Here is a 17205-nt window from a genome sequence, read left to right as displayed (position 1 = left end):
AATAGTAAGTTCGACATGGGATGGATAAATCATCTTTTTTCAACCATCACTCTTTGGCATCTTTGTCATCACCTTAGGTTATAGTTATTATTTGGTATCTATCCAGTTTATGGATGCGGAATGTGGGTATAAATGAAGGAGAATTTGTAGCGATCATAGGCCCTAGCGGTTGTGGTAAAAGTACACTTCTCAAAATGGTGGCCGGCCTGTTAAAACCGACCTCTGGCTTAATCCTTGTCGAAGGGAAAGAAGTACAGGGACCGGGCCTGGACCGGGGCGTAGTCTTCCAGGAAGGCGCCCTTTTTCCCTGGTTGACCGTGGCTGATAATATTCGTTTCGGAGCAAGAAATAAAAAAATGCCACCAGAAGTAATAGAGAAAAGAACTCAAGATGTTATTCAACTTGTGCAACTGGAGGGTTTTGAAAACACTTTTCCTGCCCGCCTGTCGGGAGGAATGAAGCAACGAGTGGCGGTGGCGCGGGCCTTAGCTTATGAACCAGAAATTTTACTCATGGATGAACCCTTCGGGCAGGTAGATGCCCAGACCAGGGGGAAACTGCAGCAATTACTCATAGATATCTGGCGCAGGACTAATAGTACTATCATGTTTGTTACCCATAGCATTCAAGAAGCAGTCTTTTTAGCGGATAGAATTATTGTTTTTTCCAGCCGGCCTGGAACAATTATTGAACAGATCACCGTTGATTTACCTAGACCGCGCCAGACTTTATCTGAGGCATTCTTCAAATACCGTATTCATATAGCAAAGCTTCTCGGAGGCGAAGCAGAGGGTTTCTTCGGCTAAGATAGAAGATGAACACGGTATGGAAGGAGTATGGTTAATATGCAAAAGGACACCCTTACCGTGGCAACAATTTCTCAGTCTGCGAACAGCTGGCCCCTGTATGTGGCCCAGGATTTAGGTTTCTTTACGGAGAAGGGGCTTGACGTTAAGATTGAGATTACTCATTCTTCTTCAAAACAGTTACAGGCCCTAATAAATGGATATTATGACATAGGGCACCAAGCCGCCGACCACATTATACGGGCCGTCGAAAGCGGTAACAGCCTCTTCATGTTTATGGGAGTAAGTACTCCCCTGCAAAGCTTGATTGTGCGACCGGAGATCGAATCCTATACTGATTTGCGTGGGAAAAAATTAGCCGTTGATGGCATTTCTTCAGGTTATGCCCTGTTGTTGCGCGGGCTGCTGGCGCAGAACGGATTACAAGAGGGAAAGGATTACGAGCTTGTTGCTGTAGGCGGAACAGGGGAGCGGTTTGGGGCATTGGCCTCAAGCCTCGCTGCCGGGGCCTTTCTGGATGGACCTGTTGACCTGGTCGCTGAAGTGCAGGGTTACCGCAGGTTAGGGAGTAACCTGGACTATCTACCCAGCTATCAAGGAACTGTTGCAGCCGCCCGTAGGGAATGGGCACTGGTACATCAAGATGTACTTGTTCGTTATATCAAGGGTTATATAATGGCCCAGGATTGGCTCCACGACGAAACCAATAAAGCGGAAGCAATACAGGTACTGAGGCAACATGTCGATGTACCAGAAGATATTGCTGGTCAAACTTACGATCGCTATGTTTCTTGGCGGGTCTTCAATGCCAAAGCCGGCCTTAATATTGAAGGTCTGCAACAGGTAATAAAAGTCATGGTCCAAACGGGGGAATTAGCTGCGTCACCCCCCGACCCCGCAAAGTATTACGACCTTAGCTACTATTACCTAGCGACAATGTAGCCGGGATTGGAACAGCCGGGGACAAGGGTGCGCGGCAGTTATTGACGCTGGTGGCAGTGCATTTTGGGGATAAAGGCAATCTACCAGGAGGCAATTAAAAGTGCAACCAGCCCAGGAAACCGGTAATCTAAAATACCCATCCAAAAGAGACAATAAGACCTTTTTTGTCGGTATTAGCCTAGCGATGTCGGCCCTCGTGATGTGCCTTGCTGTCCCGGTGCCGCCGGGTTGGAGCGCTGCGGAATTGCGCGCCCTAGGTGTACTGGTTTTTGCTCTTGTCCTCTGGGCCACCGAGGCCCTGGAATCAACTGTAACCGGCTTAGCAGTCTTGATAGCCCTTCCGGTTTTAAAAATTATTCCTTACGCCGACAGCATAGCCGGCATGGGAACACCTATAATTTGGCGCCTGGTAGGTATTTTTGTCTTCACCGGAGCGGTCCAAAAGTCGGGGTTGGATAAACGAATATCGTACCAGGTACTCCGGCTGGCCCGTGGCAATGTCAAGACCTTCTTTTTCTTGGTGCTTATGACTTCTTTTCTCTTTATCTTTTTAGTTCCAGCTGCCATGGGCAGAACGGTGCTTATAAGTACCATGGTTTTAGGCTTACTTAGTAGCATGAACATCAAACCTCCAAGCAACCTTGGGAAATCCATATTTTTGGCCCTGCCTATGGTTTCGCTTATTTCAAGTACAAGTGTTATTGTGGGTGCATCTACGGAAATATATGCTGCCGGGCTTTTTCAGACCGTCCTCGGGTTTGAATGGACGTACATGTCATGGTTAATTACTAACCTACCAATCGGACTGATTACTATAATCCTGATGTATCCTATTTTTCTCCGGTTGTTTCCCCCGGAGATGACGAATTTCCCGGGGGGACAGGAATTTCTGAAGGGTGCCCTGCGAGGGTTGGGACCGCTAACTATAGACGAGAAAAAGGTACTGGTTACTTTTAGCGTGCTTCTTGTTCTCTGGTTAGCAGACGTTTCGGATTTTTTCCCCGCCGAGCTGTTGGCGGCCGTGATCCTTATGGTACCCGGGCCAGGAGTATTTACCTGGAAGGAAGCCTCGCAACATATTAACTGGGGCACGTTAATTCTTTTCGGTTCCGGCCTGGCCCTGGCCAAAGCAATGCTAATGACGGGCGTGGTTGACCACATCAGTCGGTTATTGATGCAGGTATTAGGTGGTCTTTCGCCAATTGCGTTAGCAGCAGTGGTCTTCTTCCTTACCACTGTGGTTCGTTTGGGTATGAGCAACATGATGGGAGTGGTTGCCACTTTATTACCGTTAGTGCTGGCCTTTGCTGGTAAAGCAGGAGTGAATCCAGTATGGCTAGGCATGATCTGTGTAATCGCTTCAGCGTCAGGGTTTTTTTGCCGTCCCAATCGCCGGGAGCAATCTACACATATGCCTATGGCTACTACACCACCAAAGACATGTTTAAGGCTGGAATTTGGTTGGTGTTAACCCTCTTTATGGTCACAATCCTGGTTGCTTGGTTTTATTGGCCACTGGTTGGTGTTCCTATTAAGTAATTGGTCTGTTACCCATAGCCAGAACAATATAGACCAGCTGGGGAGGAGACGGCAATGTTGTATGGATACAGAGGTAAATTGCTGCAGGTAGACTTAAACACTGGTGAGGCCTCAACCCTTGACATCCCGGAAAGTTACTTGCGTTCATTCATTGGCGGGAAGGCTTTAGGGGCAAAGTTGTTATTAGATAGAAAGTTGTTCCGGGTAGATCCCCTTGGGGCAGAAAATGAAATCATTGCTTTAACCGGACCAGTCACAGGAACTCTAGTACCGGGAGTAGGTAAAGCGCTTTTCTTTTCCAAATCCCCTCTCACCGGCGGCTATCTCGATTCGGCGGTGGGAGGACGGTTAAGTCACAATATAAAAATGGCAGGATATGACGGCCTGATAATTAGCTCCAGAAGTGACCAACCCGTATACCTGGTAATTGACAATGAGAGGATTGAACTCAAACCCGCTGACCAGCTGTGGGGGAAGGGGTGCTTCCAAACAGAGATCTGCTTAAGGGAACGATACGGTTCTGACGCAGCTGTGGCAACTATTGGACCAGCTGGCGAGAACCTGGTTCGCTACGCCATGGTTCAATGTGACTTTTACCACCAGGCGGGGCGTGGCGGCCTGGGGGCTGTCTTCGGTTCTAAAAACCTTAAAGCCATAGTTGTTTTAGGGAATATGCCCTTACCCCTTTATGCCCCGGAAGATTTATTTAACAGGTGTTTCCAGCTCATTACCTCGAAGAAGGATGATCAAAATATACGCTTCAGAATCAAGTATGGAACCTTAAGCACCCTTGATGGTAACCAGAAGTTGGGTATTGCAGTGGTTCGCAATTTCAGGGATGGTGTTGCGGGCCGCTATGATATCGATATGAACCGTGATTATTTTCGTGAACATTTGATAGTCCGGGATATGGCTTGTTTCGGCTGTGCCGTTCCATGCGGGAAGGTCTGCCGTATTGAACGGGATGGAGAGAATATCTGGGTGGGCGGGCCTGAATATGAAACCATGGCTTTGCTGGGAACTAATCTGGAGTTGTCGGCCGAGGACCTGGTATATCTCAGCTGGTTATGCGATGATTTGGGTCTGGATACTGTTTCTTCAGGAAATATCCTGGGTTTTGTAGCTGAAGCCTTGGAAAAAGGGCTTATAAAACCCGAAACCATAGGAGTGACTTTAGACTGGGGGAAGGCAGATGGATTTGCCAAAGTACTGAGAGCTATAGCCTACCGGCAAGGTGCTGGCAAGGTTCTGGCCGAAGGGGTCAGGAAAGTAGCGGAACATTGGAATATAGATCCTGATATGGCCATTCATGTTAAAGGTATGGAGCTTCCCGGTTATGACCCGCGGGGTACCACAGGATATGCTTTAGAATATGCTGTTGCGGACCGAGGTGGCTGCCACCGCAGGGCCAGACCCCTCCGGGATGAAATAGGCAATGAGGAATTCCGGTTTGCCTATGAGGGGAAAGCGCTGTTAGTTAAAGACATGGAAGATGTAAGGGCGTTTCACCATTCCCTTCCCGTCTGCGATTTCCTTCCCCCCAGGTTTGGCCTTAAAATCCCGGACTACTTGGAGATGTTGCTGCTGATTACTGGCATAAATATGACCGTCAAAGAGGCTAAAGCCGTAGGGGAAAGGGCCGTCAACCTGGCCAGGTGCTTCAATTATTACTGCGGGATAACCCCAAAGGATGATACTTTACCGGGGAGGTTTTTCAAGGAACCCTTACCCCGGGGAGGGTCGGTGGGGAAATTCATTAAGAGGGACCAATTCCAGAGAATGTTGAGTGAATACTATCAACTAAGGGGGTGGGACCTGGATGGGAAACCTACCGATACTAAACTAAAGGAATTAGGTCTAATGGAGGGGAATGATAACTGGTGAATAAATCCCTGAAAGCTAACCCTCAAAATTGTAGCCTTTGTAACCTGTGTGCTTTAGTGTGTTCCAAGGTACAAGTGGGTTATTCCGACCCAGCCTTCTCTGGAATTCGGATATCCCACGAACTTCCTGCCGCTTTAAAAGTCAAGCTCACTTATTGTTTACAGTGCAAACAAGGCTATTGTATTAAGAGTTGCCCTTATCAAGCCCTGGTACGTGATGAACAAGGAATTGTCAGGCTTGCAAGAGATAAGTGCCATTGTACTGAAATTCGACCTTGTGTGGAAGCCTGCAAATTTAAAGCCATATATTCGGTACCTTTATGGCAGTATCCCATCAAATGCGATATGTGCCAGGGTTCTCCCCGGTGTGTACAGGTTTGTCCGTCGGGCGCTTTGCGGGTGTGAGGCAAATGCAGGTCAAGTTGGACATGGTCGCACCCAGCGGTCTGGAGCCGGGGAAAAGGGTTAGTTTATTGGAAGTGGCCGAGGGTGCTACTGTCAATGATTTGATTCAGGTGGCTCTGGGAACCTTCGGCGCGAGGGCAAAAGAAATGTTATTGCAACCTGATGGTAAAACACCGTATGTAACTTTTGTTGTGAATGGTGTTCAAGTATCCCTGGATTATGTTTTAAACCCTGACGATACAGTTACGGTTTTCCCTCCCATCGGAGGGGGCTACTGATACTATTAATGACAATTGCCTATGATTTTTCGTTACATTTTTTAGGAAATGGGAGAAATTTTATTTTAACTTTTTTAGGGGTCATACGGTGTCAACTGTGGTACATTTTCTTTCTTTCATGCAAGACTACCTGGACTGGGCCCTGGTTATTGTGCGGGTCGTGTTAGCAATCGTCTTTGGTGCCCACGGCTGGCATAAATCCTTCGGTAAACAGGGATTTCAGGAATCAGCCCATCGCTTTATAGAACATGGTATACCTTTCCCTTTATTTTTCTCGTACGTAGTTTCTCTCAGCCAGTTGGTAGCAGTACCGCTATTGTTGGTGGGGCTATTTACCCGGTGGGTGGCCCTGGTATTACTGGTAGAAATGATGGTCGCTACCCGGGTCAAATATAAGGAAAATGGGATTTTTGACGGTGCCGACCTGCCCATGAGTGATCTGGCCTTATGCCTTTTACTCATGGTACTCGGTCCCGGGGCCCTTGCCCTGGATGCTTTAATCTAACTAACGCGATATCCTGGTGGCTCTCTCCCGGTCCCTGGAAAAAAGAAAGTAAACATGTTATTACAACGAGGTGAAAATCGTGATCAGTGCCTCAATTGCTGGATTGTTAGCCCTTCTTTCGCCAATATCTATACTGTTTATGATTATAGGAGTAGCCTTTGGCATTTTTGTCGGTATTTTACCGGGGCTGGGCGGCATCGTAGCCATGGCCTTATTGCTGCCCTTCACTTTTGGCCTGGAACCGGCCGCGGCCCTGGCTATGCTTCTCGGTGCCCATGTGGCTACTATTTTCGGCAGTTCCATTACCAGCATTTTGTTTAATATCCCCGGAGCTTCCAAGAGCATTGCTGTCTGTTTCGACGGCTATCCTATGACCCAGAAGGGTGAAGGCGCCAGGGCCCTGGGGGCGGCGGCCATGGCTTCCCTGATAGGGGGAATTATCGGCGCGGTTTTCCTGACCTTGAGCATTCCTATAATGCGGGCTATTATGCTGGCCCTGGGACCGCCGGAATATTTCATGATGGCTGTCTGGGGATTATCGGTAATTGCCCTCTTTAGCAGCGGCTCAATTCTTAAGGGGCTGGTGGCTGCGGGTTTTGGTTTGCTGGTTTCTTTTATCGGTATGGACCCTGTCAGCGGGACGGCGCGGTTTACCATGGGTTCGTTATTCCTCCTGGATGGAATCGACTTTGCCGTAGCTGTAATTGGTCTATTTGCCATCTCGGAGATGCTTGAACTCTTCGTCAAGGGTGGTTCGATTGTTAAACGCCAGGCTCCCGGTAATTTGGGTACTGTATGGGCGGGGGTGCAGGATGTTTTCCGCCACTGGGGACTGGTTTTACGCTCAAGCCTGCTGGGTTTGTTTATAGGGGCCCTGCCTGGAGTAGGGGCCAGCATAGGCGGAATTGCTGCTTATGGTATGGCAGCCCAGACCTCAAAACATCCTGAAAAATTTGGCACGGGAATAGTGGAAGGGGTGATTGCTCCCGAGGCCACCAATGCCGCCAACGAAGGAGGAGGTTTGGTCCCGACCCTGGGATTTGGTATCCCCGGCGGTGAAAGCATGGCCATCCTTCTCTCAGCCTTTATCGTCATTGGCATCGCCCCGGGGCGGGAAATGCTGGAGAGTCACCTGGATTTAGTTTTCGCCATCGTCTGGATTATTGTTATAGCCAATATCATCACCACGGGAAGCGGGCTACTGCTGGCCAAACAGCTGGTGCGTATAAGCAGCCTGCCCAGCAGCATCCTGATCCCCCTTGTTTTACCCATCTGCCTGGCAGGCGCCTACGCCGTCAAAGGGCGCATTGGGGATGTAATCATAGCCGTAGTTTTTGGGTTTATTGGCTACTTGATGAAGAAATATGATTATTCCCGGGCTGATATGGCTATCGGTATGGTTCTGGGTCTGATGGTCGAAAGATATTTGCATATTTCAATCAAACTATATGGTAGCTTTTTCTTCCTGACAAGGCCTGTGACCCTGGTTTTGCTCCTTATAGTATTATTGACTGTACTATATCCGTTTCTCCGGGCCTGTCGCTGGAAGAATAATGGGGAAGGTGTTGCCCAATGAAAAACCGGATGGCAGATAATCTGGTGGCCTTTGTTTTTCTGCTGCTCTTTACACTTTTTGCCACTTTATCCATGGGATATGGTTTCCGGGCTAGGCTGGTACCTCTCCCGGTAGCTATAGGTTCCGGGATACTGGTATTAATCCAGCTTATAATTCAAAATAGCAGGGCATCTCACTTAAACCTCTCTGTCAATGCCGGCGAACTATTTGGTACTGAAAAAGTAAAGGTGAATTATGAGGGAAAACAGGTAAAGGAAAGGGTTCCCGGTGGCAAGGAATGGTTTGCCTTTTCTTTGCTTGCAGTTTTTCTGGGAATGGTCCTGGTTGCCGGTATTGAGGTGGCTACTATCATCTTTGTAACAGGGTATTTTCGCTATATCAATAAGGAGGGCTGGTTACGTTCCCTGTTATGGGGAGCAGGGACTACAGTGGCGCTTTATTTGCTCTTTACTGTTATCCTCCGCATCCATTTTTACAGGGGCTTGTTAGCCCGGTTAATTTAATCTCTGGCAATAAAGTAAGGGGGGATTGGTGACAGGGAAGGGTTTTTCGTAGCGCGAAAGAGCAGGGAACTAACGGGACGCAGGAGGAAAGCAGAAAAAATTCTAGAAGGAGGAAGATTATGTTAAGGAAAACACTATCATGGCTTCTGGTAACCGTGATGGCATTAATGTTGCTGGTTGGTTGCGGCCAGCAAAAACCTTCCGGCAGTAGTAACGAGGGCAGAGAAAACGGGGCCGGAAAAGCGGCGGAAAGTTTTTATAAAGACAAAACTGTTACCCTGATTGTACCCAACAGTCCAGGTAAGGGCATGGATAACTACGCCAGGATGATTGCACCCTACATCGAAAAATACTCGGGAGCCAGGATAACGGTGAAAAATATTGTCGGCGCCGGCGGTATAGTAGGTATAAACGAGTTGTGGAAATCCAAACCTGATGGCTTAACTATTGCTTTTACCAGTGTACCAACAATTCTTTTAGCCCAGTTATCCGGAGCTGAGGGTGTGATTTTCGATGCCACTAAATTAACCTATTTAGCTCGCGTGTCCACAGAACCCCGGGTCTTTTGCGTCGGCGGCAAGTCTGAATTTAACAGCATTAACGATCTGGCTAAAGCCGGACGGCCGATCAAGTATCCTTCCCAGGGAATGGATGAAGACTTCTTTACAGCGGCGGTAATGGCCAGAGCTCTGGGCTTTAAACTCAACCAAATTACCGGCTATGAAGGCAACGCCGATACGGCCCTGGCCGTAGTCAAGGGAGAGGGAGACGGGCATATTACGGCTTTAAGCGATGCCGAGCCCATGATTAAAGCCGGTGACAAAAAACCCCTGTTAATGTTTGCGCCCCAGCGGGTAAAGGAATATCCCAATGTTCCAACGGCTCTTGAGGTAACCTCGGGAGAATCCCAGGAATTTATGAAGGTAGTAACGACCATGATTGAAATGCACCGTAGCTTCTTCGGACCGCCGGGGATGGATGCCAAAGCTACCGCGGAGATGCGGGCCGCCCTGGAGAAGGCGCTGGCAGATTCCGAATTGCTGGAAAAGGCCAAGAAAGCCAACATGCCTGTTGTTTTCATGGCCGGCAACGTCCTGCAGCAAAAGATTACCGAGATTGCTGAAAGCAGCAAAAAAATCGAGCCGATCTTAAAAGAAGCCATCGCCGCTATTAAGTAAATTAAATTGCCAGGGGCCGGTTGGATCCGGCTCCTGGCAACAGGATAAATTTATAAACCGAAGTAGGGGCTGTGGCAGGAGAAATGAGCACATTACCTGGAACGTTAGAAGTACGTTACGACCTGTGTACCGGTTGCCGGGCCTGCCAGGTGGCGTGTGCAATTCAAAATGAAGGGTTATTGTGGCTGGAAGCTGCCCGTATCCGGGTGCTCCAGGTAGGCCCTGGCCCCCTGGACGTACCTGTTTATTGCCACCAGTGTTCGGATCACCCCTGTGTGGCTGCATGTCCTCCCAAGGTAAAAGCCCTGAGCTGTGATCCTGGTAGCGGCGTAGTTAAAGTTGACCCGGCATTATGCCTGCGTTCACGGGGGGCAAAGTGCCGCAGGTGCTATCAGGCATGCCCGGCTGGCGCCATTAACTTCCACCCAGCCACGGGTTTACCCCTTTTTTGTCATCTTTGTGATGGCCATCCTGCCTGCGTAACAGCGTGTGGTCCTGGGGCTTTATCTTATATTTCCGGTTCAAGTTTTGACAGCAAGGTGTACGCCCGGCGGCCGGAAACGATGGTCGACGATTTGACTTTAAAAATTTATGGTCGCTTTAATGCCGGGTAGTAAGGGTGAGACTATGGCGAAATTCAGGCCCAAAATCTTAGCAGTTGACCTGACAACCGGAAAAGCTGAAGCAATAGAACTTCCTACCGGCTGGGCGCAGGACTTTATCGGCGGTCGCGGGCTAGGGACAAGGATGTTGTGGGAAAGACAACCCCAGGGACTGGACCCTTTAGCCCCAGAAGCAGAAATCTACATTTTGACAGGCCCCCTGACGGGAATAGCTCCAGGGGGGTCCCAGAGCTGCCTGGTATTCAAATCGCCCCTGACCGAGCAAACCATTGGGTATTCTTTGACCGGGGGCCAGTGGGGAACAGAATTAAGATGCGCCGGCTATGATGGTCTGGTTATCCGGGGGGTGGCGGAAAAGCCGGCCTGGCTCTTGATAACAGATAATGGCGCTGAATTCCGCGACGCCGGCAATCTCTGGGGTTGTACCACCTGGGAAACTCAGGTGATTTTAAAAGAGGAAATAAAGGACCCCGGAGCCCGGATCCTGTGCATTGGCCCAGCGGGAGAAAAGCAAGTACGTTTTGCTTCTGTTCAGCAAGAATTTTTCCGGGCCGCCGCTCGGTGCGGCTCTGGATGTGTCTGGGGGGCCAAACGGCTAAAGGCTATTGTTGTAAGGGGGACACGCCCTCTTGCAGCGGTAAACCCGGAAGACACCTTTCACGTCAGAAGGGAGATTGAGGAAAGGCTCATAGCCAGTCGCCAGAACCACCGGCGGGCCTATGAACTCGTTCGCTGGGGGAGCACGGTCAGTTTAAGGGCCCATGCGGAAAAAGCCCGCCTGGCGGTACGTAATTACAGGGAGGGTGCCTGGGAAGAAATAGCTCAAATCGATGGTTTAAAGTACGAATTACGCTTCAGATCAAGGGCGCGCTCCTGTTTCAGCTGCCCCCTGGGTTGTATGCAGGTGGGCGTGATCAGGGGAGGACCTTTTGATGGTAAAATAGTATGCCCGGATTTTGATTCTACGGCTACCATCGGGCCCGGCTGCCAGGTTAATGATCTTGGCGCCATGGTTTACCTGAGCCGGTGGGCGGATGAACAGGGCCTGGATGCGACTTCTCTAGGAAATATTACCGGTTTTGTCATGGAGTGTTACGAGAAGGGTTTATTAACCCTTTCGGATCTGGAGGGCATCGATCTCCGGTGGGGCAATGTATCTGCAATCCTGGCCTTATGGAAGAAAATTGTTAGCCGCGAAGGCATTGGTGCTTTGCTGGCTGAAGGGGTAAAAAGGGCGGCGGCAGCGATTGGCAAGGGGGCCGAAAGGTTCGCCATGCAGGTAAAAGGGGTCGAGTTCCCCGGTTTTACACCGCAGGGGGACCCGGAGCGGGCGTTACAGTATGCCGTTGCTGACCGGGGGCCCTGCCACCATTACGGGGGCACCATTGCTGAACAAAACCACCGCGTATGGGCGGATTCTCTGACAGTTTGCTCCTGGCACCGCCGCCTGGTTCCGCCAGAAATGTATTTACAGTTATTAAGGGCAGTCACGGGATGGGAGGTAGATATTAACGAATGGGATATTATAGCCGAGCGGATGTTACTCCTGGCCCGGGTCTATAACCTCAGGGAAGGAATGATACCTTTACGTGATGACGTGTTACCGGAACGGGTTCATCAAGAACCCTTAACCAGGGGGGAAAAGGCAGGAACTGTATACCCGCGGGCAAGGTTTCTAGCCGACAGGCTTGCCTGGTATCAAAGGCGTGGTTGCGATGCCAGCGGTATTCCAACCCCTGAACATCTGGACACCCTTGGCCTGGGGTTCACCATTCCCGTCATCAACGATATTTTTACTGATGGAGTTTAATGAAGGAGCCGTTCATGGTGGCGAGCAGCAACCATAGAGAGCATGAAAATTCCGGGCTGGCATTTGTCGGAAGCGAGCGACTTGGTCCGAGCGGCTAAGCGGCCCTGGCGAAGCCAAGGAGCGAGGGCGGGGCCGAGGACAGGATGTCCGAGGCCGGCCTCTGAGGCAAGGACGCCGAATAGGCCGGGAACCCCGCCCGAGCCCGAGGCTGAGCCATTAGGCCGCTCCGCGAGGACCACGGAGCGAGCCAGACAATACCAGCCTGTGATAAAGTTATTTTTGAAGGAGCGATGGCCAGTGAGCTTACGCCTTTTAGGACATACCGATCTTAATGGTAACGGCGCCACCCTGCAGCTCATGACTTCCCGAGGTTTGCTTTTTGTAGGCCACATGAAGCCGGGGCTGGGTACAAGTATTGTCGACGTAACCGATCCCCGCCGGCCCCGGGTTATCGGTTCCCTCCCTGGTTTCAAAGATACCTTATCACCCAAGGTACAAATTGCGGGCGACCTGCTGCTGGTTAATTATGAGCAGCGAGGAGCTAATAAAGCAGAGAGGGTCGGTTTTGCCGTTTACGATATCAGCAACCCCCGCCGGCCGAAGGAAATTACCTACTATCATACCGGCGGCAAGGGCGTGCACCGCATCTGGTATACGGGGGGACGCTATGCTTTTATTTCGGCAGTGCCACCGGGCTTTCGCGACCGGATGCTGCTGATAATCGATATGAAGGATCCGGAGCATCCCTGCGAGGTGGGACGCTGGTGGCTACCGGGTTTGTGGGCCGACGGTGGCGAAACCCCGGACTGGCCGCCGGAGAGGCGCTGTTGCCTGCACCACGCCATCGTCGCCGGGGAACGGGCTTATCTGGGATTCTGGGATGCGGGAGTTATAATCCTTGATATTAGTGATATTGGCCAGCCCCGGGAGATCAGCCGCCTGTCCTGGGCACCCCAGGAGGGAAGCTGTACCCATACGGCTTTGCCCCTGACGGGGCGGAATTTACTGGTGGTTACTGATGAATCGACCCGGCCTCGATGCCAGGAACCGCCCAAATACGTCAGGATTATCGATATCAAGAATGAGCGGGAACCCAGGGTAATAGCAAAATGTCCCTTGCCCCGGGGTGATTTTTGTAACAGGGGGCTGCGTTTTGGCCCCCATAACCTGCACGAAAACCGGCCCGGTTCGTTTATCAGCGAGAACCTCATTTTTGTAACTTATTTTAATGCCGGCCTGCGCGTATATGATCTAACTCAACCTGACCGGCCGGTAGAGGTAGACCATTATCTTCCCCCGGCACCGCCGGGGATCGAGGCGATCCAAATCAACGACGTATACGTTGAACCCGAAGGGATAATTTACATCAGCGATAGAGCCGGGGCGGGTGTATATATTTTAGAAAGTTAAAGCCTATCCTCCCCTCTGGCCAGGGTCAGGGAACCTGACTGGCCCTGGCTTTTGTTAAAGAACAGGAAAACCAACCAGGTGATGCCTGGTAGTGGTACAGGAGGTTTAAGAAACCATGTCATGCAATTTTAGCTTTGCCAACCTGCCCGAGCACCAGATTACTACCGATGTCCTGGTTATTGGCGGCGGTTCGGCCGGTACCATGGCCGCCCTGGCCGCCCGCCGGCAGGGGCTGGAGGTAGCCCTGGTGGATAAAGCGGGCATCGATCGCAGCGGTTGCGGTTGCGCCGGCAATGACCATTTCCTGGCCATCCTGGAAAGCGGCCCGGAATGGGACACCAGGGAAGCCTTTTTAAAATGGTATCACCGCCTGACCCAGGGACTGGTGGATATGGCTATCCCGGAAAAGGTATTTCTTTCAAGAATCAAACGCATGGTTGCTTATCTGGAAGAACTGGGTATTCCCATGCGCCTGAACACGGCCCATAACGATTATATTCGCACCGGTTCTTTCGGCCAGCCCGGAGATTACTTCATCAATTTTGACGGCCGCAAGTTAAAGCCTACGGTCAGTGCCGAGGCCGCCAGGGCAGGCGTAAAATTTTTCCGCCGGATCAATATAACAGACCTGCTCCTGAGCAATGGTGCGGTAAGCGGGGCCGTTGGTTTTGATATCCGTAAAGGCGATTTTTATACCTTTCTGGCCCGGGCTACCATTGTGGCTACAGGTAATGTTACCCGTCTTTATAACAACCAGGCCGGTATGCCCTATAATAGCTGGCATAGCCCCTATAATAACGGCGGGGCCCAGGCCATGGCCTTCCGGGCCGGAGCGGAATTAAAAAACATGGAGTTCGTCAATTATACCTTGACCCCTGTGAACTTCAGTGCTTCGGCCCTCAATGCCATTGTGGGCATGGGCGGTTACATTGTTAACGGTTTGGGTGAACGTTTCCTTTTCAAGTACCACGAAAAGGGTGAAAAAGGACCCCGCTGGGTGATGCCCTGGGGTGTTTATTGGGAAATCAAGGAAGGCCGTGGCCCCTGTTACTTTGACTTGCGCCATTTACCTGAAGAGTCCCTTAACCATCTTTTACACCACCTGTTGCCTGTCGATAAAAATACTTTCCTTGATTATTGCTGGCAAAAGGGTGTGGACCTGCGTAAAGACCTGCTGGAAGTGCAGATCTCTGAGGGCCAGTTGCCGGCTTTTTTAGGATCAGTAAGCGGCATTTATGTCACCCCTGAGTGTGCTACCACCGTTCCCGGACTTTTCGCTGCGGGTGCCTGTGCAGTAACCGTAGGTAGCCTTTCGGGTTCCATGTGTGTAGGGGAAACGGCCGGTGAGGAAGCAGCTACCTTTATTAGCCGCGGGGGAGGTGTGGAACCGGTAGTATCCAGGGAAGAACTTAACGCCAGGAGGGAAGCCATTTATGACCCCCTCAATCGCCGGGATGGGTTAAAGTACTATGAGCTGGAAAACAAGCTGCGCCAGGTGATGACATTATATGTGGGTATCGGCCGTACAGCCAGGGGTTTGCAGGCTGCTGTCCACGAACTCGATAAATTAGAGAAATTGATAGAAGACGTACGTGCCGGTAACCTGCATGAATTGATGCGTACCCATGAGTTACGGGATTTGCTGCTTGTAGCCCGGGCCATTACCCGCGGAGCCCTGGAAAGGGAAGAAAGCCGTTTTGGCCTATCCCATTACCGGGGCGATTTCCCGTCCAGCCGGGAGGAGTGGCACTGTTCCCTGCACCAGCGCCTGGAAAACGCTCAGGTGGTCTTACAGCGTGTAGCGCCCAGTTCTCTATAAGCCAGCAGGGGAGGAGATGGAACAATGGCGATAATTATTGACGAAAAACGCTGCAACGGCTGCGGCCAATGTGATCATAATTGTCCGGGCGACATTATTCAAATGGATCCTGTTTCCGGCCAGCCCAGGGTGGTTTATCCCGATGAATGCTGGTACTGTGGCGCCTGCCGCATCGACTGCCCGGAAGATTGTATCAGAATTATTTTCCCGCTAACCAGTCTTTAAACTCCCTTGAGGCCCATGATATGTTTGCCAGGGATCATGTTATCCACCTTATGTAATGGGAATTGAGACGGTCGCTTGATACCAAAGCCGGGGAAGAAAGACCAGGATAAATGTAATACGCCTTCCCCGGCTTTAAATGTCTGGAAACCAGGGGTGCGAGAGTTGTCGCTCAAGTGGGGGATGTTGCTCGCGGTATATTTTGGCATAATTTTAACATTGTTGCCTATAATTCCTGGGCACCCACTTATCTCAGGCTAACTTTGACCTAAATCCAGCTTGGCTGCCTTTTATACCAGCCCGGTTCACGTTGGGGTTGTTCCGGCCAATATTATTGCCGGCTATCTGATTAATCGCTTAAAAAGCTATCGCCGGGTGTACGTTGGTGGGTTTATTATCTACAGCTTTCAGGTTACAGGTGATAACAATCGCTCCTTTCATGTTAACCCTGGGGCTGGTGGCGGGGTTTATACCTACGGCGACCTTTGCGGCAGCCCCGGCGGCTGCTGGCTGGCGCGAACGGGTATAACCATGGCTAACGGGGCCATCATGTGAGGGCAAAACCTGGGTGTATTGCTGGGGCCGGTCAGTTTGGGCTGGCTGCTGGCGGGTGATGGCCGGCAGGTTCGTTTTTGCTGGTGCCGGTGGCTTTAACAGGTTTAATAGCAGGGTTGTTGACAAAGATAAAATAAGGAAGAAAGCAGGAATTTCTACTGCTTCTATTGAACTAATTTTAACATGATATATGATCTATTATATAAAACTAATTAAATCTAATTAAACTGTGCTATTAGACATAGAAAGGCATACCTGTTAAGGAGGGTTACCATGTCCAGTTTAACTACCCCCTTGCAATGGAAAACCAAAACGGAAATGATTTATAACATGCTGCGGGAAGCCATTGTTTCCGGCGAATTAAAACCTGGGGAAAGAATTGTATTACGTAAGATTGCCAGCGACTTGGGCGTCAGTGCTATTCCGGTACGCGAAGCCATTAAGCAGCTGGAAGCCGAAGGGCTGGTAGATGTATCAGCCCACAGTGAGGTTACGGTCAGCAGGTTGTCAGAAAAGGATTTTCGCGAGCTGAGTTCTATCCGCGTGGTGCTGGAAGCCTATGCTACTCGCCTTACGGCAGAAAGGATTACGCCAGAAATCTTAGCCGAGCTGGAACAGCAAATAAAGGAAATGGAAGCTTGCGTTCGGAATGATGATTACCGTCGTTATGGTATCTTAAATCGTCGCTTTCACCAGACCATTTATACCCACTGTGGTAATGAACAGCTAAAAAAGATTATTGATGATTTAACAGTCCGCACTGACCGGGCCCGGGCTTTATTCGCCTATAATCGTACCCGGTTTAAAGAATCCTTAAAAGAACACCGTGCTATCGTAGAGGCCATGGCCAAAGGCCAGCCTGAAATAGCCGAAAAGGTCATGGCTGAGCAGAAACGCATTGCTCTGGAGATGTTCCTTAAATATTCTAAAGGGACCCCTCCCTTTGAAGATGGAGATCAATAAAGTAATAGCTGGTAAAAAATCTGCTAACCGGGTATGAACTGCAATGAACAACCTCAAAGGAAAAATTCCCGGCCCGGTAACTGGAATTGAGATTAAGCAGTCAACTTGGTTGGTAGATTATAGAGCCAGGGAGATCGAACAGATTTTATTTTTTTATTTTTTGATCCAGGTACAGCCGGTTGCCATCG

General features: G+C 50.3%; 17 protein-coding genes. All 17 read left to right on the top strand.

Annotated elements, in window-relative coordinates; all coding sequences use genetic code 11:
* Nucleotides 1-122: 122 nt before the first annotated feature.
* The 17 genes from MOST_RS07225 to MOST_RS07145 all read left to right on the top strand — a co-directional run bounded on the left by MOST_RS07225 (nucleotide 123) and on the right by MOST_RS07145 (nucleotide 17017).
* The gene (locus tag MOST_RS07225) at nucleotides 123-806 is read left to right on the top strand and encodes an ABC transporter ATP-binding protein (protein WP_054938198.1); all 684 of its coding nucleotides are present in this window, start codon (nucleotides 123-125) and stop codon (nucleotides 804-806) included.
* 30 nt (nucleotides 807-836) lie between these two features.
* Complete coding sequence (locus MOST_RS07220; RefSeq protein ID WP_083476838.1) at nucleotides 837-1748, top strand: ABC transporter substrate-binding protein; 912 nt, start codon at nucleotides 837-839, stop codon at nucleotides 1746-1748.
* Nucleotides 1749-1848: 100 nt separating this feature from the next.
* Nucleotides 1849-3219, top strand: coding sequence for an SLC13 family permease (locus MOST_RS07215; protein ID WP_054938196.1), 1371 nt, complete (start codon nucleotides 1849-1851; stop codon nucleotides 3217-3219).
* A 122-nt stretch (nucleotides 3220-3341) separates the two neighbouring features.
* Nucleotides 3342-5171, top strand: coding sequence for an aldehyde ferredoxin oxidoreductase family protein (locus MOST_RS07210; protein ID WP_054938195.1), 1830 nt, complete (start codon nucleotides 3342-3344; stop codon nucleotides 5169-5171).
* Nucleotides 5168-5575: a 4Fe-4S dicluster domain-containing protein gene (locus MOST_RS18500; protein WP_161952815.1), complete on the top strand. Its 408-nt coding sequence runs from the start codon at nucleotides 5168-5170 to the stop codon at nucleotides 5573-5575. Before MOST_RS07210 ends, MOST_RS18500 begins: the two co-directional genes overlap by 4 nt.
* Before the next feature lie 5 nt (nucleotides 5576-5580).
* A complete protein-coding gene (locus MOST_RS07200; RefSeq protein ID WP_054938194.1) occupies nucleotides 5581-5853 on the top strand; it encodes a MoaD/ThiS family protein in 273 nt (90 codons plus the stop codon).
* Between the two features lie 88 nt (nucleotides 5854-5941).
* On the top strand, nucleotides 5942-6358 hold the full coding sequence (locus MOST_RS07195; protein ID WP_054938193.1) for a DoxX family protein: 417 nt from the start codon (nucleotides 5942-5944) through the stop codon (nucleotides 6356-6358).
* 79 nt (nucleotides 6359-6437) lie between these two features.
* Nucleotides 6438-7934: a tripartite tricarboxylate transporter permease gene (locus MOST_RS07190; protein ID WP_054938192.1), complete on the top strand. Its 1497-nt coding sequence runs from the start codon at nucleotides 6438-6440 to the stop codon at nucleotides 7932-7934.
* Nucleotides 7931-8437: a tripartite tricarboxylate transporter TctB family protein gene (locus MOST_RS07185; protein ID WP_054938191.1), complete on the top strand. Its 507-nt coding sequence runs from the start codon at nucleotides 7931-7933 to the stop codon at nucleotides 8435-8437. Before MOST_RS07190 ends, MOST_RS07185 begins: the two co-directional genes overlap by 4 nt.
* Before the next feature lie 119 nt (nucleotides 8438-8556).
* Entirely contained in the window at nucleotides 8557-9615 is a 1059-nt protein-coding gene (locus MOST_RS07180) for a Bug family tripartite tricarboxylate transporter substrate binding protein (protein WP_054938190.1), read from the top strand.
* Nucleotides 9616-9698: 83 nt separating this feature from the next.
* Entirely contained in the window at nucleotides 9699-10229 is a 531-nt protein-coding gene (locus MOST_RS07175; protein WP_054938189.1) for a 4Fe-4S dicluster domain-containing protein, read from the top strand.
* A 13-nt stretch (nucleotides 10230-10242) separates the two neighbouring features.
* Nucleotides 10243-12048, top strand: coding sequence for an aldehyde ferredoxin oxidoreductase family protein (locus tag MOST_RS07170; RefSeq protein WP_054938188.1), 1806 nt, complete (start codon nucleotides 10243-10245; stop codon nucleotides 12046-12048).
* Between the two features lie 297 nt (nucleotides 12049-12345).
* The gene (locus MOST_RS07165) at nucleotides 12346-13458 is read left to right on the top strand and encodes an LVIVD repeat-containing protein (protein WP_054938187.1); all 1113 of its coding nucleotides are present in this window, start codon (nucleotides 12346-12348) and stop codon (nucleotides 13456-13458) included.
* Nucleotides 13459-13573: 115 nt separating this feature from the next.
* Nucleotides 13574-15277 (top strand): FAD-dependent oxidoreductase, encoded by a 1704-nt coding sequence (locus tag MOST_RS07160; RefSeq protein ID WP_054938186.1) that lies wholly within the window; start codon nucleotides 13574-13576, stop codon nucleotides 15275-15277.
* 24 nt (nucleotides 15278-15301) lie between these two features.
* Nucleotides 15302-15502 carry a 4Fe-4S dicluster domain-containing protein gene (locus MOST_RS07155; RefSeq protein WP_054938185.1) on the top strand — a complete coding sequence of 67 codons (201 nt, stop codon included), beginning with the start codon at nucleotides 15302-15304 and terminating at the stop codon, nucleotides 15500-15502.
* Nucleotides 15503-15778: 276 nt separating this feature from the next.
* A complete protein-coding gene (locus MOST_RS17065; protein WP_054938184.1) occupies nucleotides 15779-16054 on the top strand; it encodes a hypothetical protein in 276 nt (91 codons plus the stop codon).
* 273 nt (nucleotides 16055-16327) lie between these two features.
* A complete protein-coding gene (locus MOST_RS07145) occupies nucleotides 16328-17017 on the top strand; it encodes a GntR family transcriptional regulator (protein WP_054938183.1) in 690 nt (229 codons plus the stop codon).
* The last annotated feature ends 188 nt before the right edge of the window (nucleotides 17018-17205 follow it).

The sequence above is a fragment of the Neomoorella stamsii genome, from assembly GCF_002995805.1.
Taxonomy (GTDB): Bacteria; Bacillota; DSM-521; order Neomoorellales; family Neomoorellaceae; genus Neomoorella; species Neomoorella stamsii.
This window is presented reverse-complemented; position numbering and strand designations above follow the sequence as displayed.